24 protein-coding genes are annotated in these 22,630 nt (G+C 34.8%); 11 read left to right on the top strand and 13 right to left on the bottom strand.

The features are described from left to right. Positions 1-3: 3 nt before the first annotated feature. Positions 4-1,014, bottom strand: coding sequence for an acyltransferase family protein (locus NBX25_RS16455; protein ID WP_250254407.1), 1,011 nt, complete (start codon positions 1,012-1,014; stop codon positions 4-6). A gap of 404 nt (positions 1,015-1,418) precedes the next feature. Here NBX25_RS16455 and NBX25_RS16460 point away from each other — a divergent pair, with 404 nt between their 5' ends. From NBX25_RS16460 to NBX25_RS16485, 6 genes are all read left to right on the top strand, one after another. After that, positions 1,419-1,748, top strand: coding sequence for a PadR family transcriptional regulator (locus tag NBX25_RS16460; RefSeq protein ID WP_045499677.1), 330 nt, complete (start codon positions 1,419-1,421; stop codon positions 1,746-1,748). A gap of 11 nt (positions 1,749-1,759) precedes the next feature. Further along, on the top strand, positions 1,760-3,478 hold the full coding sequence (locus NBX25_RS16465; RefSeq protein WP_250254408.1) for a PspC domain-containing protein: 1,719 nt from the start codon (positions 1,760-1,762) through the stop codon (positions 3,476-3,478). A gap of 313 nt (positions 3,479-3,791) precedes the next feature. Beyond that, positions 3,792-4,376 carry a 1-acyl-sn-glycerol-3-phosphate acyltransferase gene (locus tag NBX25_RS16470; protein ID WP_123910676.1) on the top strand — a complete coding sequence of 195 codons (585 nt, stop codon included), beginning with the start codon at positions 3,792-3,794 and terminating at the stop codon, positions 4,374-4,376. A 64-nt stretch (positions 4,377-4,440) separates the two neighbouring features. Then, positions 4,441-4,869, top strand: a complete 429-nt coding sequence (locus NBX25_RS16475; RefSeq protein ID WP_068944176.1) for a PaaI family thioesterase — start codon at positions 4,441-4,443, stop codon at positions 4,867-4,869. A gap of 223 nt (positions 4,870-5,092) precedes the next feature. After that, entirely contained in the window at positions 5,093-6,061 is a 969-nt protein-coding gene (locus NBX25_RS16480) for a chorismate-binding protein (protein ID WP_250254409.1), read from the top strand. A 147-nt stretch (positions 6,062-6,208) separates the two neighbouring features. Further along, complete coding sequence (locus NBX25_RS16485) at positions 6,209-6,730, top strand: hypothetical protein (RefSeq protein WP_123857144.1); 522 nt, start codon at positions 6,209-6,211, stop codon at positions 6,728-6,730. Positions 6,731-7,031: 301 nt separating this feature from the next. On the opposite strand, the gene NBX25_RS16490 is transcribed toward NBX25_RS16485, so the two are convergent. The 12 genes from NBX25_RS16490 to NBX25_RS16545 form a co-directional block, all read right to left on the bottom strand. Next, positions 7,032-7,229, bottom strand: coding sequence for a hypothetical protein (locus tag NBX25_RS16490; protein ID WP_066694630.1), 198 nt, complete (start codon positions 7,227-7,229; stop codon positions 7,032-7,034). A 5-nt stretch (positions 7,230-7,234) separates the two neighbouring features. Further along, positions 7,235-7,837 (bottom strand): MarC family protein, encoded by a 603-nt coding sequence (locus NBX25_RS16495; protein ID WP_115973180.1) that lies wholly within the window; start codon positions 7,835-7,837, stop codon positions 7,235-7,237. A gap of 44 nt (positions 7,838-7,881) precedes the next feature. Further along, positions 7,882-9,621: a BatD family protein gene (locus tag NBX25_RS16500; protein WP_250254410.1), complete on the bottom strand. Its 1,740-nt coding sequence runs from the start codon at positions 9,619-9,621 to the stop codon at positions 7,882-7,884. After that, entirely contained in the window at positions 9,621-10,367 is a 747-nt protein-coding gene (locus NBX25_RS16505; protein ID WP_123910672.1) for a tetratricopeptide repeat protein, read from the bottom strand. The genes NBX25_RS16500 and NBX25_RS16505 overlap by 1 nt, the downstream gene beginning before the upstream one ends. A 99-nt stretch (positions 10,368-10,466) precedes the next feature. Continuing rightward, positions 10,467-11,474, bottom strand: a complete 1,008-nt coding sequence (locus tag NBX25_RS16510) for a vWA domain-containing protein (protein ID WP_123910671.1) — start codon at positions 11,472-11,474, stop codon at positions 10,467-10,469. Further along, the gene (locus tag NBX25_RS16515) at positions 11,474-12,466 is read right to left on the bottom strand and encodes a VWA domain-containing protein (RefSeq protein WP_123910670.1); all 993 of its coding nucleotides are present in this window, start codon (positions 12,464-12,466) and stop codon (positions 11,474-11,476) included. The genes NBX25_RS16510 and NBX25_RS16515 overlap by 1 nt, the downstream gene beginning before the upstream one ends. Next, a complete protein-coding gene (locus NBX25_RS16520) occupies positions 12,459-13,355 on the bottom strand; it encodes a BatD family protein (protein ID WP_250254411.1) in 897 nt (298 codons plus the stop codon). The genes NBX25_RS16515 and NBX25_RS16520 overlap by 8 nt, the downstream gene beginning before the upstream one ends. A 56-nt stretch (positions 13,356-13,411) precedes the next feature. Then, positions 13,412-14,275, bottom strand: a complete 864-nt coding sequence (locus tag NBX25_RS16525) for a DUF58 domain-containing protein (protein ID WP_123857150.1) — start codon at positions 14,273-14,275, stop codon at positions 13,412-13,414. 102 nt (positions 14,276-14,377) lie between these two features. After that, positions 14,378-14,836, bottom strand: a complete 459-nt coding sequence (locus NBX25_RS16530; protein WP_250254412.1) for a GNAT family N-acetyltransferase — start codon at positions 14,834-14,836, stop codon at positions 14,378-14,380. After that, on the bottom strand, positions 14,836-15,840 hold the full coding sequence (locus NBX25_RS16535; protein WP_123910667.1) for an AAA family ATPase: 1,005 nt from the start codon (positions 15,838-15,840) through the stop codon (positions 14,836-14,838). The genes NBX25_RS16530 and NBX25_RS16535 overlap by 1 nt, the downstream gene beginning before the upstream one ends. A 288-nt stretch (positions 15,841-16,128) precedes the next feature. Next, positions 16,129-16,521, bottom strand: coding sequence for a hypothetical protein (locus NBX25_RS16540; protein ID WP_250254413.1), 393 nt, complete (start codon positions 16,519-16,521; stop codon positions 16,129-16,131). 92 nt (positions 16,522-16,613) lie between these two features. Further along, on the bottom strand, positions 16,614-17,915 hold the full coding sequence (locus NBX25_RS16545) for a hypothetical protein (protein WP_250254414.1): 1,302 nt from the start codon (positions 17,913-17,915) through the stop codon (positions 16,614-16,616). Between the two features lie 239 nt (positions 17,916-18,154). On the opposite strand from NBX25_RS16545, the gene NBX25_RS16550 reads away from it, so the two are divergent. The 5 genes from NBX25_RS16550 to NBX25_RS16570 all read left to right on the top strand — a co-directional run bounded on the left by NBX25_RS16550 (position 18,155) and on the right by NBX25_RS16570 (position 22,610). Next, positions 18,155-19,492, top strand: a complete 1,338-nt coding sequence (locus NBX25_RS16550) for a peptide-N-glycosidase F-related protein (RefSeq protein WP_250254415.1) — start codon at positions 18,155-18,157, stop codon at positions 19,490-19,492. 334 nt (positions 19,493-19,826) lie between these two features. Further along, complete coding sequence (locus tag NBX25_RS16555) at positions 19,827-20,297, top strand: DinB family protein (RefSeq protein ID WP_066694648.1); 471 nt, start codon at positions 19,827-19,829, stop codon at positions 20,295-20,297. Between the two features lie 33 nt (positions 20,298-20,330). Next, complete coding sequence (locus NBX25_RS16560) at positions 20,331-20,723, top strand: four helix bundle protein (RefSeq protein ID WP_250254416.1); 393 nt, start codon at positions 20,331-20,333, stop codon at positions 20,721-20,723. 62 nt (positions 20,724-20,785) lie between these two features. Next, the gene (gene rlmB / locus NBX25_RS16565) at positions 20,786-21,529 is read left to right on the top strand and encodes a 23S rRNA (guanosine(2251)-2'-O)-methyltransferase RlmB (protein WP_250254417.1); all 744 of its coding nucleotides are present in this window, start codon (positions 20,786-20,788) and stop codon (positions 21,527-21,529) included. A gap of 31 nt (positions 21,530-21,560) precedes the next feature. Beyond that, positions 21,561-22,610: a DUF6263 family protein gene (locus NBX25_RS16570; protein ID WP_123910661.1), complete on the top strand. Its 1,050-nt coding sequence runs from the start codon at positions 21,561-21,563 to the stop codon at positions 22,608-22,610. Positions 22,611-22,630 lie beyond the last annotated feature (20 nt).

The following is a 22,630-nucleotide window of genomic DNA, read 5'->3' on the forward strand; positions in this document are numbered from 1 at the left end:
ATCTTACTGGGACTGTAATTGCGGACTATAAATGGTTTTAAATCGTTTCATCTTTTTCTCTACAAAATGCCATGAAAAATAAGATAAGATGTAAGTTACAATTGTTGATAAAGTAAACAATAAAATAGGAGACAAATTCAAAAAGCTCATAAAAACTTGTTGGATAAAAAAGGCATAAATATAGACGCCATATGATATATCTCCTAACTTTTTTGGAAGTTGAAATGATTGAAAATAATCTTCACCTAAAGGAATAATTAATAACGGGAATATAAAGGATGAGGTTATATGAAATACACCAAAATAAAAGCTAATGGCTAAGGAAACTAATAGTATGACAAACAGAAGCCAATTGAATCTGAATTTTACAAAATTCATTAATGCCCCGCCAAAGAACAATGCAGAAAGCTTGTAAAACAGAATAGATTCCAGATTAATTGTATTGAAAAAAGAGCTTAGGTAATTAGGGTTAAACGCTGTAAGACATACACTTATTAGAAAACCAAGTATTAACAAGTTTCTTTTAGTTATTGACGATTTAATAAAAAACAAAAAACTTATAACTATGTACATGCTAAACTCGTAGGCCAATGACCAAAGACTGCTATTTGTAGCGTTGGGATAAGGGTTGTTTACAAACATACCCGGGACATTGTATTGAACGTTATACAGACTTAAATTATTTGGTAAATAATACCAAAAATCTTTTTGAAAAACCACTTTATAATTTAGTAAAACCATTACCCCCATTGAAAAACAAAGCATAACTAATAATGCAGGGAAAAGTCTTAGTGATCTTTTCCAAAAATAATCGAAAAGGCTCTTAGAATTTTCAACACTTTGAAAAATTAGGTAACCACTTAAAACAAAGAAAAATGCTACTGCAATTGCTCCTAATGAAGTTGTCTTTGTCAAATCAAAAAGGAAATCTGAATTTCCGGTTAGGTCAAATGAATGGGAAAAAATCACTAATGTTGAGAAAAGTAATCGAAGCCAATTAAAATTATTTTTCATGGAACTAATTTAACAAATAAATACCATTTGAAATATATTTTAAACAATTACACACCTTTAAGTTAATGTTATAAACCTGATTCGTAAGCATTTAACATATATTGAAAGTTTATTGTGTTAATTACCTAATACTTTAATATTGATTAGTTAATATTCCCATATTTTTTATCTAAAAATTTGATTTTTTTTAAAAAAATCAATCAAAATCTATTCAAATAAAAATTACGTATAAAATTATTTAACTGATTATCAATATATTAATTATTTTATTTTTAAAATTTCACTACTTTGTATTGCATAATACCATTTTATTTACATATCTTTGTAATGTAAAATTAGAATAGGCTCAACTAGCTAGGAGCATTTTTCTAAAATATAACCTTAATTAACAAAACTTATCAAAGATGAATACTGAAAATACCAAAGCGCAAATGCGAAAAGGAATTCTGGAATTCTGTATTCTAAGTCTCATCAATAATCGCGAAATGTATGTTTCTGATCTTATTGACGAACTGAAAAAAGGAAAACTGGATGTTGTGGAAGGTACCCTCTACCCTCTTCTCACAAGACTTAAAAATGGAGAGTTTCTCTCTTACAGATGGGAAGAATCTACTGGAGGACCACCCAGAAAATATTATCAGATCACAGAAAAAGGAAAACTTTTCCTGGATGAACTTCAAAACACGTGGAATGAGCTTACCGCTTCAGTAAACCAAATTACACAACAACATTAAAAAACAAAGCTATGAACAAGACACTCTCAATAGGACTCGCAGGTTTTTCTTTTACAATAGAAGAACACGCATATATAAAGCTCAGCGATTACCTGAACGCTCTGAGAAGCTCACTGGATGCTTCGGAAGCAGATGAGGTAATGCATGACATAGAAATAAGAATGGTGGAGATCTTCAGAGATTCTCTGGGAAAACGTGAAGTGATCAACGATACGGATGTAGAAAAAGTAATCGCACAGATCGGAACACCTGAAAAGATCGAAGAGCAGGAAGAAGCTTATTTTTCTGAAAAAAATACAACTAAAAATACAAACACAGGAAATCCTTATACAGACAAAAAACAATTGTTCCGTGATCCTGAAAAACAGAAAATCGCAGGGGTTTGCGCAGGTTTAGCTCATTATGTAGGAATGGACATTACTGCCATGAGAGTTATCTGGGTAGTTGTTTTCTTAGTAATGATTCCTGCCGCAGGAAGTGCTTTAGTGATCTTACTTCTTTATTTAATCCTTTGGTTAGTACTTCCAAAAGCACAAACCGCTTCAGATTTCCTGAAGATGCAGGGAAAGCCTATGAACTTCGACAATCTTAAGAATGAGTCTAATAAATTGGTACAATTTGCCAATGAATCTACTCAGAGGGTCGGAGAAATCTACAACGAAAACAAACCTTACATTGACAATGCAGGAAGTGGAATATGGAATATATTCAAATATATAATTGGTGCATTCTCTGTATTGGTAGCTGTAGGAAGTATTATTGGAGTATTTGTACTATTTGCCCTTTTCGGGATGGATACAGATTTCCCTGGAGCCAATCAGATCAGATTCTATATGGATGATAACGGTCTGGATAAAGTACTGGCAGCTATCATGATTATAGGAAGTTTAATTCCTGCCATTCTTTTCAGCTTACTAAGTATTAAAATATTCTCTCCAAAAACAAAACTGAGAAATCTTGGATGGGTAGTGGGCGGATTATTCCTTCTTCTGATCGGACTGGGGACTTATTTCGGAATCAGCATGGCTAAGAAAAACCTGATCTACAAAGGCAGTAAAGAAGATATAGAAAATATAGCCATCAATACGACTTCTGACACCGTATATGTGGACGTAAAACAAGTAAGTATTCCGCAAAATTATAAAGCCTATGACGATGACATCTATTCTGATAAAAGATCAGTGTATGAAGAAGATTATATCTCAGTAGAAGTGACAAGAAAACCGGAAGTAAAAACCCCTTACTTAATCATCAAAAAAGAAGGAAACGGTTATAACTTCCCAATTCAGGTAACAGTTCCCGTAGAGGTTGTAAACAATAAAGTAATACTTCCAAATTACATTAAATATCCGTATGAGCACAGATTCAGAGATTACAGAGTAAATTATGAACTTGTAGTTCCTCAAAATGCAGTGGTCATCCCATTGAAAAAAGACAGAATTGATTTTGACGGTGACCTGAACGGAGACGGTATCGATGATGATGACCAGAACAAAGATGAAAACCACAACGGAATCAGAATCGAAAAAAATAAGATTACTGTAAACGGATCCAGTATAGAATATAACTCTAATGATAAAGACAGCATTATCATTAACGGTAAAAAAGTTCCGAACAACCAGGCTAAGAAAGTTATTGATTCCGTAGCATCTGATATCAAAAAAATCAACAAAGATGTGGACATCAAAATAAAAGACGGAAAAAACGAAATATCCATACAAACTAAATAATTAACTACAGAGAGTGGTAGAAGGTGTGAATGAAAGGCAACCGTTTGAAATTCACACCATTCTTCTCTCAGAAAAGTGAAAAAAGCTAATATTTAGTTCTCTATGTGAAAAAAATGTTTTAATTTCGTATAGCTAAAATTTAATAACCAACCAACACTAAAAAACACTCTTATCATGATACAATTTGCAATGGAATTCGTAATGAAAATCGTAGATTTAATCAACGGTTTGTTTTAAGAGCAATAATATTTCAATATATTTGTAAAAGTATAACCAGTTTGGTTATACTTTTTTGTTTTTAATCCAAGAAACTATGAAAAAGCTGATAGGCAAACTAATGTTAAAATTATTAGGCTGGAAAGTTGTTCTGCAGGGCGACGTTAACAACCTGAACAGATGTATTCTGGTGGTAGCACCACATACCCATAATATGGAATACATCTTAGGAAACTTTGCCTATTGGTCTCTGAATAAACCTTTAAAAATCATCATTAAGGACGCCCACACCAAAGCTTGGTACGGAAGTGTTGTAAAAGGACTTGGTGGTATTGGTATTGACAGAAGTCAGAAAAATGACCTTGTCAATTTTGTAGCCAGCAAGTTTGCCAAAGAAGATTTCAGTCTTGTTATTACTCCGGAAGGCACCAGAAGCTGGGTTCCGAAATGGAGAAAAGGATTCTACCATATGGCAATGGCAGCAAAAGTACCCATTGTATTGGCAGCAGGAGATTTCAAAAGAAACATCGTATACCTTGGTTACACAATTCCTTATGAAAGAATTGCGTCCGTTCCGTTTTCTGAGATCATGCAGGAAATTCAGGATTATTATGTGAAAAACGACATTGTTCCTAAGGTTTCTGCCAACTGGAACCCTAATATTATGGGTTCAGGGGAATAATAAAAGTAAAATAAATTACGATCTTCCCATCATCATTTATCAATTATCTCTTATCTATAAAAAAATGAAAGGTCAGACAAAAGAAGAAATATTAGCATTCATCAATAACTGGGGTGGCGAAACCCTGGCAAAAGCAATGGAAATCAAATTCATTGATATAGATCTTGAAAATGAAACTCTTACCGCTACAATGCCTGTACTCCCAAGAACTCATCAGCCTTTTGGGATCATGCACGGAGGAGCAAGCTGCGTACTGGCTGAAACATTGGGTTCAAGCCTGTCTAACATCTTCATTGATGGTGATAAATATTATGGTGTAGGCACCAACATTAATTCCAATCACCTAAGAAGTAAAAAGGACGGAATAGTAACGGCTACTGCCCGTTTCATCAGAAAAGGAAAAACAATGCACGTCTCTGAAATTGAGATCAGGGATGAAAAAGGAACGCTTATCAACCATACGACGATGACGAATAACATCATCAATAAGTAGGTTGAACAGACATACCATTAAAAAGCTCAAAAAAAATTGGGCTTTTTTTATTTCCCTACCGTAATCTTTTATTTTTCTGTCCCTTTACTGATGTTGTTATAAAAAACAGCTCATATAATTTTGACATCTTTAAGACTAATAATACCTTTGCAGAAAGGAAAATCAACTTCGGAATTTCCTATATTATTTCCGGTTAGTGATTTTCAAAATCCGTTCATAACACATGATTTATTTCAAACTTCCCTTCAACGAAGGATTGCATACTGTAGAAGAAACAACTGATAAAAACGCAGTCAATTTTTATACTTATAACAGCCTGAATCAGATCAACTTTAATGGAAATATCATCAAGGTTGATGCTGTAAAATTTAATGACATTACGATCACTAATGAATCCCTGGTAAAAGATACAACGGGTTTTACAGCAGAAACTAAAGAAGAATACTGCAATACTCTACAACAGGTAATTGAGGTTATTAAAGAAAATGATCTTCCTAAACTGGTGTATGCAAGGAGAAAGATCTTTACGGACTTTAATACGATTGATTATAAGGCAAGTTTCGATAAATTATGTCAATCCTATCCCAATGCCTTCAGATATCTTTTTAACGATGGAGAAAATGCATGGATGGGCGCTTTTTCCGAAGTATTAGGTAAGTTTAATAAAATCACCCATGAGTTTGAAACTATGGCACTGGCAGGAACCCTTCCAACATCTGAAGAATGGACAGAAAAAGAGATTGAAGAACAGAAACCGGTTACCACTTACATTCAGAATATTCTGAAAAACTATTCAGACAACATTCAGCAATCTGAAACCTATGACCATATTTCCGGAAATATTAAACATCTTCGTACGGACTTTAAAACGATAATAAAGTCCAATGACCTTGACAGTTTAATAAAGGATTTACACCCTACTCCTGCAGTATGTGGTATTCCTAAAGATTTCTGTAATGAAAATATCCGAAAATATGAGAAATTCCCTCGTGAATTTTATGCTGGTTATATCAAAGTGGAAACAGAAGAGAGTGTTCTTTATTTTGTGAATCTTAGATGCGCAAGACTTTATAAAGGTTCAGTACATGTTTTTGTAGGCGGAGGAATTACCGCTCAAAGTAACCCGGAAAAGGAATGGACGGAAACAGAGCTTAAGTCTGAGGCTATTTTGAAGAATTTGGTTGTTTCTTAATATTCTTTCTCTTCATATTATAAATCTATTACAGGAAATCAGATCCTTTTGTTCTAATGGACTATAAAAACTGGTAATTTAAAAAAAAATCTTAAGTGATAAACTTTTGATACCTTTACAAAACACCAATTGAAAAAAAACATTATTATGAAATCAAATCTTTTTCTTGCTCAATTATTGCTTTTGGGGCTCTTATCCTGTAAGTCTGAAAAAACAGCCAATTTTGAAAAAACAGTTACAGACCAAGAGCAGATTGCCTCTAATACACTGATTGGTAAAAACGGATATGAAATCCAAAAGAACCAATATTTAATTAAAAAGAATTTCGAGGGTGCTCTTACTTCTTTAGATCAGCAAGAACAGCTTTTTAATTCAATTATTAAAACGTTATCAGGATTATCCACTGATGGCATTAAAGAAAGCTCACCTGTAAAAACAACTGCCATTGGGTATTACAAAGCAATGAAGAACTTATTTCTCATCGAGCGGCTGTCTATTGAACAACAACAGCAACTTACTTTTACTAAGGATACCATTAAAATAGATAAAGCTCAAGACAGCCTGCTTCAAATTGACCGAAAAAAATTAGATCTGTACAAAGTAGTTGCTGAAAAACAATCAGAATTCCAAAAAGCACTCAAAAGTTTTAATCAAGCCAATAATTTGTAACTCTTTTATTCCATATTGATTAGTTATGCTCCTTTAGCCGGAAAAACCCACAGTAAGCAATAAAAAACCTCCTTCAAAAAGAAAGAGGCTATATCTATATAAAATTTTTGAGTTATACTTTTAAATTCCATCATTTGAAATAATTATATATTGAATTTCAAATAGTTATAATTTTTAATTATGATTTTTGCCTAATCTTTTAGAAAGTTATCCGATTTTTCACTCAAAACAAACCTATAAACACCTGAGAATAAACATATTAAACAACAGAAGCTATTTGGATAACTCAATAAAATTTAATTTACTTTTTTACACCGATTCGGCTCCAGGTATCCATTACAAAAAGCAGGATAAGGCCTATTGCTGCAGCAGATGCAGAAAATACAAACTTAATGTTATCTTCATCAGCGATAAGGTCATTCTGCCAGTTGATAGCATATAAATTAATAGCGATGAAAACGATGAACAGTACTAAAAATACTTTATAAAACTTCTTCATAATTTTTAAAAATTAACATAATTCAGCACCAATTGGGCAAAATTTGCAGTGAATAATTTAATTGAAATCGCTAAAAGAATAATACCGAAAACTTTCTGAAGAATCATCAAAGTAGCATCTCCTATTTTCTGCTCCAACCATTTCGCTGATTTCAGCACCAAATATACGAAAATTGTATTAAGAATAATCCCGCAGATAATATTAATATCATGAAATTCAGCTCTGAGGGATAATGCTGTTGTTAAAGTTCCGGCCCCTGCCACCAATGGAAATGCAATGGGAACGATAGATGCAGCCTTTGCTTCGGTTGTTTTATTGATTTCAATTCCTAGAATCATTTCCAGTGCTATGACAAAAATCACAAAAGCTCCGGCAATGGCAAATGAATTTACATCTACACCAATCAGTTTTAGAATTTTATTTCCTACAAACAGGAAAACTATCATAATTGCTCCCGCAGTAATCGAAGCTTTTCCGGCTTCAATTTTTCCGAACTTCTGCTGAAGGCTTACTATAATGGGAACTGAGCCGATAATATCAATAACGGCAAAAAGAACCATGAAGCTGGTAACGATCTCTTTAAAAGAGAAACCATCAAAAATTTCCATCTCTTTGTAATTAAAAATTTCGCAAAAATATGAAAATAAACTGACTATTTGCTAATTTGTGAATATAAATTAACAATTGTTTTCAAAAGTTCCTCGATCCCCTCTTGAGATTTCACAGGAGAATATTTCTCCATCTGAATTTTCTGCTGCAATCTTCCATATTGTTCCGCAACGGAAGAACCTTTGTGCTTTTCAAGAAAAGTCTTAAACTCTGCAACAGAGCTTTGGAAATACTGATTTCTTATTTCCTGATCCAATTCTTCCAAAGTAATAAAGAACTTTTCATACTCCCCATTATCTTTGAGGTTTTCAAGATAACCAAAATAATCATTGATATCCGTTTTCAGCAACTCTCTGATTTCCTTTTCTGTTTCAGCCACCGAACCCAAAGGTTTTTGAGATACGGTTTCCCTAACTAATGTGCGTTTTTTTTGCCAAGTCTTAAATAACAGATACACAACAAATAAGCCTAAAAGAATCGCAATATTGGTCAAAAGAATACTCCAATGAAACTTACTTTTCTCTTTAACTTTAAATGAGGTGGTTTTCAGAACCGGTGTATCTACGGTCTCTAAAAGGTTATTGGTATATTCATTCACTTTTTCTACCGTAGAACGGGATTCCAATACCTGATCGTGCGAAAATGTATGAACATCCAATATTCTTTGCCCTACATCCACATATTCTTTATTTTCAGGATCAAAGAAAGCAAATGGTTCCATCTTGATAGAAATGGCTCCTGATTTATTAGGAATTACTACATAATTGGCCAGAATCTCCCCCTTCATTCCGGTTTTACCCGGAGAAACTTTTGATGTAATCTTTGGAGCAAAAACTTCATAATCGGGAGATGTTGCAATTTTCGGAAGTACAAGGTCCGGTAAGTTTCCTTCTCCGGCAACCTTTACTACAACATTCAGAGGCTTTTTAGCCTCAGGTTTTTCTTTAGTAGTATTGTAAACACTTACGTTAAAATTTCCAACTGCATTTTTAAAGCCGTCTGGTGCTCCTTCCGGAAGCTTTCTTACGTTAATCTTTACTTTATTGGAAACAATTTTATTTTTATTTGAATAAGTACTCACAGATGCAGATACTCCAGGAACTTCAACGTAACCAGCCTCATTTGGGAATACCATAAACACGGCTAATATCTGAGATGCCATATTTCCGTTATCAGACGGATCAATCTCTGATTTATTGAAATTGATAGGATGTACATTGATATTATCCTGCTGTGGAAGGCGGATATTCTTTACTTTTCTAAGGTTATCCATATTTCTGGAATATACTTTCAGAACAGCAACAGTAGGCTGATCCTGATAGACATCCCTGTCTTCAATCTCCATATTCAGATAGACTTCATTGGAAGTATTACTGGCCAGAGATTTCTTTTCAATAATATCACGGATATTAACGTCGAAAGGTTCGGTTTTATAAATTTTATTATTTACAGTTACCAGTACAGATCCTATTTTGATCTTTCCTTTTTTCTTAGGTTCAAGAGCAATTCTGGATACTTTTTGAGTAATAAGCGTATTGGTAGCCGGATCAATGACTGTATTGGTTACAGATCCACTACCGATAATGTTGAATTTTGAAAGGTCCGGAAGCTGAAAACCTGTCTGTTGAACAAGGTCACTTCCATTAAGTTCAAGAACAATGGTAAGGTTTACAATATCCTTTCCAGCATACTCGGTTTTATCTGCGTCAAGAGAAAGATTTACCTGTCCGTAAGTAATTACGGATGCCAAAGTAAGCAATATGTAAATCAATTTGTCTTTCATCACCAATCTTTCTCGTTGCTTGCGGGCATCGAATAAGAATTCTTATTTAAAATTCTTCTGGCGGTTTCTTTTTCTTTTTCGTTTATTTTATCTAAGAGCTGATTTTCAAGATTTTTTGGCATTTTGCCCTCATTATTCTGATTCTGTTGAGGGGTACCCTGGTCACTTTTGCCTTCGTTTTGCTGGCCATTTCCCTGATCCTGCCTTTGGTCTTTTTTATCACCTTTCTGATCTTCACCTTTGTTTTGATCGCTACCGCCTCCACCTCCTTTTCCGGAGTTATTCTGCTCGTTTTTATTTTGCTGCTTTTCTTTTTCTTTCAGTTTGGCAATTTCATAATTCTTACGGGTAGCCTCACTGTAAGGGTTTTGTTTAAGCGATTTTTTATAATAATCTGCCGCTTTTTCCGGCTGATTCATCTGCATATAAGTATTTCCTAAATTATGAAGGGCTGCAGCCTTATCCGGAAGAGTCTGTGACAGCTGTTGTGCTTTTTCAAACTCGGCTTTTGCTTCTTCATATTTTTTGTTTTTATACAGAGCATTTCCCATATTGTAATGAGCCGTAAAATCTTTATCATTAGATTTCACAGCTTCCATATATTTGGAAGAGGCTCCATCATAATCTTTACCGTCAAATTTCTGATTGCCTTCATGAACCAAAGTCCTATAGTTTTCCTGCCCAAACAAAAAGCCTGAGAAGGAGAAAGCAACTATAAACGATAAAAATATGGTTTTAGTATTCATTACCTGCAAAATTATTCCTTTATATGTTAAGAAACAGGGGTTTATTTGTTAAAATTCGGTTAAAGTACCTGTAGATATTCTTCTATAAATAAAGGGAAACTACAGATTAAAATCATTTTTGGGATTAAAAATATAAATTAAAAAGAAAAACAGGATAGATACTGCTAAAAAATATTGATAATAATGGTTTGCATTCTGAGATTTCACCAGTGTTTCTGATCCTGAAGACTTCTTATTAATAGCATCAATAATCCTGTCCGGAGCTTCATTGATATTATTACCATCAATATATGTTCCTCCCGTAGAACCAGCCATTTTACTTAGGGCTTCAGTCTGTCTCTTGGAAATAACAGTACTTCCGTTGACATCTGTTTTATACCCCATCAGCTGTCCGTCATTGTATACGGGAACCGGGGCTCCTTCATCTGTTCCTATTCCTACAGAGGTAATGGTTATTCCTTCTTTATTAGCAAGCCTTATGGCGGCATTATCATTCCCTTCATTATCCTCACCGTCACTCAGTAGTATAATTTTTCGCGATCCTTTGCTTACATTTTTAAATTTCTCCGTGGCAGCCTGCATTCCTTTCAGGAAATCTGTCCCCTGAATCTTCATAGAATTGGTTTCAATGGCACCAATATAGGTTTCAGCAGAATTATAATCTGTTGTTAAAGGCATGATTGATATGGCCTGCCCGGCAAAAATGACAATCCCGATCTTATCGTTCTTCATTTTCGACATCGTCTGTATCATTAGGTTTTTAGCTTCTGTAAGACGGCTCGGCTCAATATCTTCAGCATTCATAGAGTTGGAAACATCCAGCATAAAAATTACATTATTTAATCTCTGATTGCTTTTCACCTCTTCTGAACCATTCAGAAGATCAATGATCGAGAATATCAGGAATAATGTACCCAATAGATATAATGCAGGAAAAAACCTTGTAAATCCTGAATTCTTCTCAAATAAATTATCATGAAACTGACTGGCAGCAAAAACATCCCTCTTTTTCTTTCTCCATTTTAAAAAACGGACCAAAAAGACAGCTAACAGCGGCAGTAACAACAGTAAAAATAGATACCAGTAATTTCCTAAAGACCAACTCATCAGCTTAAAATTTTATAAAACACCCATCTCAATAATGCATCCAGCACCAACATACCCAAGGCTACCCATAAAAAGATTTTGAAATATTCCTCATAATTGTACAGCTTTGACACTTTTACATCAGATTTTTCCAATTGATTGATCTCATCATATACTTCTTCAAGACTACTGTTAGAAGTAGCCCTGAAGTATTTCCCTCCTGTAGTCTGAGCAATTTCTCTCAGTGTATTTTCATCAATAGTCACCTCAGCTTCCGTAAAAATAAGGTCTCCGAAAAAATCCACAGCTGTTGGCATCAGTGCATAACCATTTGTACCAATCCCAATGGTGTACACCTTTATATCATTATTTTTGGCCAGTTCTGCAGCAAGTTGTGGCGGAATCGCATTTTCAATATTGCTTACCCCATCCGTCATTAAAATAATGACCTTACTTTTGGCTTTACTTTTAATTAAATGGTTCACTGCAACGGAAAGACCTTCTCCTATGGCTGTTCCCGGTTCAAGACCGTTAGAGTTAAGGTTTTTGATCTCATCAATCACCACCTGATGGTCTGAGGTAACAGGAACTTTGGTAAATGCTTCTGCGGCATAGGCTACTACTCCAATCCTGTCATTCGGACGTTTCTGAACAAATTTAACGGCAATATCTTTAAGGGCAGTAATACGGTCGGGATTTAAATCTTTTGCCAGCATACTGAGTGAAACATCAATAGACAGCATAATATCTACTCCCTTGGTATCATCCCTGTCCTGTGAAACGGTAAAAGTCCTTGGTCTTGCCATGGCAATAATAAGCGCCGACAGAATAATGTACTTTGATATTTTTAATAAGAAAAGAACTCCTTGTATTCCACCGCTCGTTCCCATATTTTTGATGGTAGGAACTTTTATGCCTTTTCTTTTCTTTTTACCCGCATCTTTTATCAAAAGAGGAATAAACAGCAAAAAAAGCAGCAAAAACCACGGACTGTAAAACTCAAAATTAAACATCTTTTCTTAAGTTTTCGAATTCTAAATCTTTGGATGATCTTTTCACAAAGTCTCTTATATCTGCAAAGTCTTTCTCCATCGTAGCCTGATCCGGGAAAGTTTTGGCAAATTTCACCAAATCTCCTCTCAGGAATACTTCTTCTACAATTTTCTCATTATCCTGAGAAATGGTATTGTTCTTTTTCATAACATCAATAAGATCATCAGTCAAAAGAACATCTGCCGGAAGATGGTATTGTTTGGTAATAAAATTCCTTGATATTTCGATTAACTCCACATAAAATGAACGGAAGTTTCCTCCTTCAATATATTTTTTCTTTTTAAGAGAATCTAATTCCTTCAGGGTTTGGTTCGTAGCTACCACGGGAGCGTTTTTCGCTTTTCGGCCCCATTTTACAATCATGATAATCGCAATAATGAGAGCAATAGCAGCCAATGCTGCCAGAATATAAAACTTGTACAATTCCCAATAATCTTTAGCCTCCAGCTTCACCTCTTTATTTTTCATGATGTCATTAATCTGATCAGCTTTCTGGGCTGTATTGATGACATCTATTTCGTAAGGAATTGTTTTAAGAATTTTATCTCCTACTTTGAACTCCAGTTCAGGAATGGTAAACTTCCCTTCTTCAAAAACCGCAAACTCTATTTTTCTTTCGTATGAATTGGCATTCTGGCCAATACTGTCTTTGGTTTCTTCAAAGTGAAAGGGCAGCAATTCATTTTTTGCTGCAGAATTTACCTGCTCGTCATGGAGGTTGTCAATCTTTATAATAAGGTGATTGGTTTCTCCCAGAGCAATGGTTTTCTTCTCTACATTAGAAGATAATATCTGTGAAAAAGCATTTGCACAGATTAGAAAAGATAGTATTAAAAGTATTTTTTTCAATGTTAAATAATAATAAAGGCTAAGCCTGATGTTCTATTGACGGGCAAAACCCGGGGTTATTTTTTCTGAAAATAATTATACAACAGTTTTGAATAATCTGAACCGGTATTTACATTCATAAAACTGGCTGAACTGTTGGAAAAATCATCCTCCAAAGCTCTTAATTTTTGTTTCTGAGCTTCTGCAAAGGTATACCTCCATCTTGCACTGGAAGTATTGGCCCATATTTCTTTTCCTGTTTCTGCATCATATAATAATGTGTAGCCTACATCGGGAATTTCATTGTCTTTTTCATCATATATCCTCAGTCCTAACAGCTGATGTTTCTTGGAGGCGACTCTCAACATTTTGGAATCATATTCATCCTGAAAATCTGAAAATAAAAACACAAGAGATTTTCTTTTAAAAATCCCCATCATATATTCAAGAGCTTTATCTATTTTAGATTCTGCAGGAACATAATCTGCAGTAAGAATATTGCTGATAATAGAAAGGATATGCTTCCTTCCTTTTTGAGGCGGAATGACCTTATATACTTTATCTGCAAACAGGATCAATCCCACTTTATCATTATTCCCTGCTGCTGAAAACCCAAGGCTGGCTGCTATTTCCGCAACATATTCTCTTTTCAGCTGATTCTTTGTTCCATAATCCATAGAGGCAGAAATATCTACCACAAGCATCATCGTCAGCTCCCTTTCTTCTTCCATTACCTTTACGAAAGGTTCACGGAAACGTGCCGTTTTATTCCAGTCGATTCTTCTGATCTCATCACCAAACTGGTAGGGACGGACTTCTGAAAAAGTCATCCCCTGCCCTTTAAAGGCGCTATGATATTGCCCCATCAAAGCAGCCTCCGTCTTTTTTCTGGTACGGATTTCTATCTGCTTTACTTTTTTTACAATATCTTTTATCTGCATAGAGGGTTTTTATGTTTAAAGTTGAAAGTTTTGGGGTTAAGATTTTCGGGATCCGGGACTTGAGTTTCGGGAGTTGAACCCTGTTTAAACTCTATCACTTTTCTAGTTCTTAAACTCAATAGATACATTCAACCATTCGTCGTCAAACTTTGGACTGTATTTTTTATAAAAATTAATGGCAGGTTCATTCCAATTTAATACCTGGAAAACCATTCCACTGTATGCATTTAATTTTCCATATTCCAATGTAGCATCAAACAGGAGTTTTCCAATCTGTTTTCCTCTCATTTTTTCTGTTACTACCAAATCCTCAAGATAGAGTCTTCTTCCTTTCCATGTTGAATATCGATCATAGTACAATGAGATCCCTACAATTTCACCATTCAATTCTGCAACGAAAGATCCCCAAACCGGAGATTTCCCAAAGCCATCATCAGTAAATTCATCCAGCGTTACGGTTACTTCATGTAATGCTTTTTCGTATTCTGCCAGTTCCTTAATCAACTCCAGCATGGAAGCACAATCTTCCTGAACTGCTTTTCTAATAATAACATCACTCATTATGGCGCCTGTATTTTTGCTAAAATCCTGTTAATGATCTCTTCTGTTGAAATCTCTTCGGCTTCGGCTTCAAACGTTAAGCCCATTCTGTGTCTCAGTACATCTTTAGCCAATGCCTTTACATCCTCAGGAATTACAAAAGCCCTTCCTTTTAAGAATGCGTACGCTCTTGAAGCAATCGCAAGGTTAATAGAAGCTCTTGGAGAAGCTCCGAAACTGATATAATTCTTAAGTTCAGAAAGTCCGTAATTTTCAGGATAACGGGTTGCAAAAACCATATCCAGAATATACTTTTCTATTTTTTCGTCCAAATAGATCTGGTTGATAATCTCTTTTGCATCAACAATATCCTGAAGTGAAATCACAGGATTTACAGTGGGTTGATGGGATGTAGAAACCATTCTCATTACCTTTCTTTCATCTTCGAAAGCAGGATAATCAATAGTACACTTTAGCATAAAACGGTCACTTTGTGCTTCCGGCAATAGATAAGTACCCTCTTGATCGATCGGGTTCTGAGTAGCCAGTACCAAAAATGGTTTTGGAAGCTTCATGGTTTCGTCACCAATAGTCACCTGCTTTTCCTGCATTACCTCTAAGAGTGCCGACTGTACTTTTGCAGGGGCACGGTTGATCTCATCCGCAAGAACAAAGTTCGCGAATACCGGACCTTTTTTTATAGAAAAGTCATTGTCTTTAATATTGTAAATCATGGTTCCCACAACGTCTGCCGGAAGCAAATCCGGTGTAAACTGAATTCTTGAGAACTCACCATGAACTGCATCTGCCAGGGTTTTGATGGCTAAGGTTTTTGCCAGTCCCGGAACTCCTTCCAACAGAACGTGACCATTTCCTAAAAGCCCTACCAACAGACGGTCTACCATGTATTCCTGTCCAATAATCACCTTGTTGATTTCCTGTCTCAGAAGAGAAAATAAGTAGTTTTTTTCTTTTACTTTTTCCGTCAACTGACGGATATCCTCGGCTTGATATGTATCTGACATAGCTTGATTTAAAATAAGTGGTAAATTTCTGATAAATACTTGCATTAATCAACATAATCAATGCCATATTTGAGTTAAAGTTTGTTAAATATTCCGGGTTTAACAACTTATTTTGAATTCAAAATAAATTTTATTGCGATAATTCTATTGACATATTTCAATCTTTCACACTATCATTCAATCTATTATAAAAGTGTTGTGACAAATAATTGCCACAACACTTTTATATCAATTTATACAATAGAGTTTATTTTAGATATTCTATCAGAATAAAAATTCAATAATTTACTATTCGTAAGCAATATCCGAAGATTCTATTTTTTTTATTTCTGGCTTGTTTAAAATAATGTCCTGAATGATCGTATTTATTTTTTTAAATCTTTTACCATTTGAACAAAACCATCCATCCTCTCTATTGTGTATATATTTTACGGAAAAATCATCTATAAAAAGTTCATCATATATTTTAGGATTAGTTCCCCATTTAGAACAATCAATTTCATGAGGAAAACGTTGAAATTGATTTTCAGAAAATGCCTTTAATATTTTCTCTCTTTCATTTTCTGTTAATTTCATTTCTATTTTGATGGTATCATCACTATATCTTCTTTCAAAAATATTAGTTTTTGAATGATAGCTGTCGGTTAAGCTTTCATAGCCAAATGAAGAACCCGGATTCATCTCTACTTTTCTATTACAAGAAAATAGAAATAACAAACAACAGATTGCCAGATACAATTTATATTTTACCACGATACCCCTTTTGCATAGAATTATAGTTTGGTAATATTTATTGTAAATGCACCCTCTGGCATATCTACAGAATCTTCGTAAGATCCTATATTGATGTAATACTCTGTTCCTGCGGTTGTTGTAATAGTCATTGTTTCAGCCGACCCTCCACCGCCATTATCCATTGTCCCCACACAAGCCAAACTATTACAAGTTCCGCTAAACACTCCTATTTTAGGATCAAAAGAAGCTGCCGAAGGTGTAGCCTTAATGGTATATTGACTCCCATCCCCTGTAAATTTAAACCATAAGCCATCATTCATTCCATCATTAGCACAGGCCAATATAAATCCGCCATTATTAGTAGAAGACATTCCATCAGCCTGTGTATAAGCATAAGGGAACGCAGAAACCTGCAATGCTCCGGAGCATGCATCATTTACGGGCACAGGAGGAATAGTTTTAAAAGTATAATCTGCGCAACCGGCAGATTCTCCGTTAGCAGAAACAGCTGTAACTTTTAAATAATAATTAGTATCATTATTAAGAACAACAGATGGAGAAAGGTTATAACTCACCCCATTCACTGTTTGATGGTTAATAACATCTGTCCCTCCAGGAGTAGTTCCTAAAGATACCCTATAAGAAGTAGCTCCCGTTACCGACTGCCAGCTAATATTAGGTGACAAAGAAACAAATTGAGCATTATTCGCTGGAGAAATCACAAAAGGACAACCTGGAGTAAGATTAGCATTCAAACCTGAAATTGTTACAGCAGATTTATAATCTACCCTTATCCCTCCCGGTGGAGATGCCGGATCAACAACAGCACGATCACCTTTGTAAACAAGAGTGGAATTCTGTAAGTACGGATACACACGGAAAGCTTCATCAAAATTATTAATGTCAATACTTGGCGAATTTTCTTTTGCAGCCACCACCAGATTATCCATATTATTATAAGCAAACGGCGTTGTAAAAACTACTTCAACCTTATTAGCATTTTTTGTTACCGTACCTGCAAAAACCTGAGTCAATTGAGCAGCAGGCACCCAATCTGTGCCAGAGGCAAAAGAGGCTTTTGGAGTATGCCCCAGATAAACAGTCCAATTGGACGAGTCATTAATAGTGGCAGAAGGATCAAGATAAAACGTAAGTCCTGTTATAGTTCCAGCAGCACTAGCATTCAGTTCCTGCTTGGGATATATCTGCTGAACATAAGAATAGGAAAAAAAACTACTTACTGGCGCAGTTCCTACACTTGTACTTCCGATATTGATATTGATCTGAGCATTAACAGTAAGCACTGCTAACAACAGAGATAAAAGTAAAATTCTTTTCATTATTAATAATATTACCATTGAATACAATGCTAATTTAACAATAAAATATTGATTCCTCTAATAAAAAAAAATATTCAATCATTTCTATTAATTAACATGAAGACTATCAGCATTAATTCTATTATTTAATTAAAATATTTAAACATTCAACAACAAAAACACTCTTAACCTAAAAACAAAATCAAATAATCATTATTTTTAATACCTATTTTAATATATTTACATTAAATATCAACGATATGTATAAAAGACTATTTTTTGCAAGTCTATTCCTTACAGGTCTATTCAAATCACAGACGACAACTATGACGAATCTGATTTCAGATGCGGTATACTATGACGGCTATGCTGCACCGGTTGCCAATCCGGTTCCTAACGGCCTTATCAGACTGGGAAATACCAGATACGCAAGAAAGCTTACCGATACTGAACTAGACTCTTTTAAAGCAAAAATTGCCATGAGAGTAACCATTGGTGCTTTATGTGATAATTACGATCGACTGGGAGAGGTATTTTTGGCATTGGTACCTAAGAATCAGCCTACTTATACTATGGATGATGCTGGGGTAAAAAGAATTGAAGCTGCCCGGTATATTACCCCGTTCATGAACAAAAACCGTTCACCAATAGAGATTCCTTACACCTATGATATCAGCAACCTCTACAGTGTATTTCATAATACAGAACTGCGTAATGCTTATGATATATATATGGAACTTGATGTCTTTGGCGTCCCTTATGCTGCACAAACACAGGTTGCAGGATGCTCAGGCAGAATTGATGTTTTTTCAGGAAATCTAACGTTCTTTTCAACAGATGTAGGAGCTACTCCTACAGATTATAATACTCTTGTTCCTATATTAAGCTATAACAGACTCAACAACTATAATAGTACTGATGCTCCGGGGGAAACCGTAAGACTTGTCACCTTCAACCTTCCTACCGCAGTTAACAATGCTAATTTTGTTGTCATCACTACCCCTCACGGCGCGAATGCAGGAGGAGAAGAATATATAAGAAGACAAAATTATACTTATATAGATGATGTCCAGATGCTGACTTATACTCCAGGAGGAATATCCTGCGAGCCTTACAGAGTATACAATACACAAGGTAATGGAATTTATGGAACCGTCCCAAAATCTTTTGATGACTGGACCTCATGGAACAACTGGTGCCCAGGAAACTCAGTTCCTATCCGTGGATTCACTATGGCTAACATAACTGCCGGAAATCACACATTAAAACATACAGTTCCTACTGCCGTTTTTAATGGACAACAGGGAGACGTATACTTGTCAGTTTATATGCAAGGTAAAAGCAATGCTTCTTTAAATGTAAAGGACATAAAAACCATTGATGTAAACATTTATCCCAACCCCACCACTGATTTTGTCAATATAAAAACAAAAGAAGATGTAGTATCCATGACGTTGTTCAGTATGGATGGAAGAAAACTAACCGAAGTTTACAAAGAAAACAGAATCAACCTTTCATCCTATAGCACCGGAGTTTATTTTTTAAATATTGTTCTGAAAGACGGAACTACTTTTAAACATAAAATCATTAAAAAATAATCAATTTTAATTGGCAAAAAAGAGCCTATTTTCCTTACAATCTTTTTGCAAAAAGATAAAATAACTCATAAAAAACAGTTAATAAAATAATAAAAAACTCTCCTTTGACAAAAATCATCGGAGAGTTTTTGGCTTCATAAAAATTGATAAATATCTAAAAAGGAGAAGTTAAAATTTCTAAAACCCATCACGATCCCGTCAAATTTCCACGCAAAAAGAAAATAATAAATAATGTATTTTTTGGGTCTCATGGAACTTTTACTTTAATCCTTTACCCAAAAAATTGTCATTTTCAGTTTATTAAACTATTTTTGGTGATTAAAATTTCTGCAAAATGAATTATCATTTTCAAGCACACAGACAGGTAAGAAGAAACCTTTTAGATATCCTGCAGAACACTTCCCATGAGGACCTTCTGCTGATTCCTGATGGTTTCAACAATAATATTTACTGGAATATTGCCCACACGGTTGCTACTCAGCAGCTTTTGCATTATTACTTAAGCGGGAATCCTTTCCGTATTGATAAATATTGGGTTGAAACGTACAAAAAAGGAACGTTACCTAACTTAAATGTTCAAAAATCCGAGGTTGAAGATCTGGAGTTTTTATTAACCGAAACCTCTAAGATATTAATGAAGGATTATGACAGCGATTTCTTTTCAGACTATACGCCTTACACCACAAGTTTTGGAATGGATCTGAAAAGCATTCAGGATGCCATTATCTTTAATAATATGCATGAAAGCCTGCATTATGGTTATGTTATGGCGCAGAAAAGAGCAATTTTAGGAGAAAAGTACTAAATGTTTAAAGTTTACAGTTCATAGTTTAAGGTTATGGGAACCATTAAAAGATTTGAGTACCTAGAGATCTGGAAGTTGTCGCGAGAACTTTGCAAAGAGGTTTATCATATCGTTGAATCTACTCATCTTAAAAATAATTTTAAACTTTGCAGCCAGATTGATGGCTCTTCAGGTTCCATTATGGATAATATAGCAGAGGGATTTGAGAGAAACGGAAATAGAGAATTTATTCAATTTCTTTCAATTGCAAAGGCTTCCTGCGGAGAAACAAGATCACAGTTATATCGGGTCTATGACAGAAATTTTATTTCACAGGGAAAGTTCGAAACTTTAATTGAAGTAACGGAAACATTCAGTAAAAAGATTAATTCTTTTATAAAATATTTAAATACAACAGATTTAAAGGGAACAAAGTATAAACCTTAAACTCAAAACATTGAACTTTAAACAATGACTTTGAACCCTAACATAAAATTATAAACAAATCAATGAAAGACGATTTTATTTTCGGGCTGCGTCCCGTGATTGAAGCAATTGAAGCGGGAAAAACGATTGACAAGATCTTTGTGCAAAATGCACTTCAGGGTCCTATTTATGCTGAACTAAAAGCGATTTTAGCGAAAAATAAAATCCGTCCCAATTATGTTCCGGTTGAAAAACTGAACCGTTTTACAAGAAAAAACCACCAAGGTGTAGTTGCTTTTATTTCAGATGTTCCATTTCATAAGGTGGAGGATCTTATTCCACAATTATTTGAGGAAGGTAAAACTCCTTTCCTGTTAATTTTGGATAGACTTACAGATGTAAGAAACTTTGGAGCCATCTGCAGAACGGCAGAATGTGTGGGTATAGATGCTGTCATTATTCCTGAAAAAGGAGCAGCTCCTATCAATTCTGATGCGATTAAAACTTCTGCAGGCGCTATTTATAATATTAAAATCTGTAAGGAAAACAATCTTGCTCATGCAGTAGATTTCCTTCAGCAGAGTGGAATTACTGTATTTTCTGCTTCTGAAAAAGCTCAGAAATTAATCTATGATGTAGACTTCACAGAACCATGCGCTATTGTTATGGGAAATGAGGAAACAGGAATTTCTAAAGAAGTATTACATCATTCTGATGAAAAAATAAAACTTCCTATTGAAGGAAAAACTCAATCTCTGAATGTTTCCGTAGCATGTGGAGCCATTTTGTATGAAGCGGTGAGACAGAAGAGATTGAAAATAAATTAATTCGATAACACAACACTTAAAAAATCAGAAAATGAAAAACATAGCAGCAATAGCGCTATTATCATCTATAGCTCTTGTGTCTTGTAAAAAAGAAACAGCAAAAATCACGAAAGTAGATCCTAAAACAGGAAAAACAGTAACGGTAGAAGTTCCTGCGGATTCTGTAGCGAAAGTTGCAGAAAATCCGGCTATCAGAGATTCTGCTGGAATCGTTATTCAGACTTTCAAACTTGAAAAAGGGAAAACTTATCCTCTTACTACTTATCAGAGAGATGTAAAAACAATGACGGATCCTCAGGGGAAATCTATCACTGCGACTTCAGAATCTACAGATGAAATGAACTTCGTAGTAAACGATATCAAAGGGAATGTGTATGACATGACTCTTAACCTGGTTTCCAAAAGAAGTTCTCAGTCTGCACAAGGTAAAACAGTAGTAGTAGACACTAAACAGCCTCTTCCTAAAGAAGATGATCTTAAAATGATCTGGAATATCAACAAAGCGCTTACCAGCAACAAACTTGATATGAAAATGGATACCAAAGGAAATGTTATTTCTATTACAGGTTTTGATGCTGTTTATACAAAAGTTACAGCAGCTATAGGAACTCTTATTAAGGATGCTAATGAAAGAGCAAGCGTTGTAGCAAGTCTTAAACAGTCTTTTAATGAGAAAGTATTGAAAGATCAGTTTAGCAAAAATCTTTCTATCATTCCTAAAAAAGGGATTAAAATAGGAGAAAAATGGACAACTTCTGAAAACGCTGATCCAAACGGAACCATCAAGGTGACTTCAAACTATGTTTTAAAAAGCTTAGGAAACGGAACTGCTGAAATTGCTGTAACCGGAGGTATTCCTAAGAAAACTGAAAAGAAAGCTCAGGGACCTATTACCCACAGCATGAGCAGTGAACTTGCTCAGAACGGAACTATCAAATTTGATGAAAACACAGGATGGATCACCAACCAGAACATCAATGTAAAAACGACACAGATCGAAAGCATTTCAGATGGAAAACAATCTCAATCTATGAAGAGCGTTTCCAATTCTTCTGTAATGGTAAACCCTTCTGTAAAATAATTAAAGCTTAAAAGAGTAAG

Source organism: Chryseobacterium sp. Marseille-Q3244 (assembly GCF_940807095.1).
Lineage (GTDB): Bacteria > Bacteroidota > Bacteroidia > Flavobacteriales > Weeksellaceae > Chryseobacterium.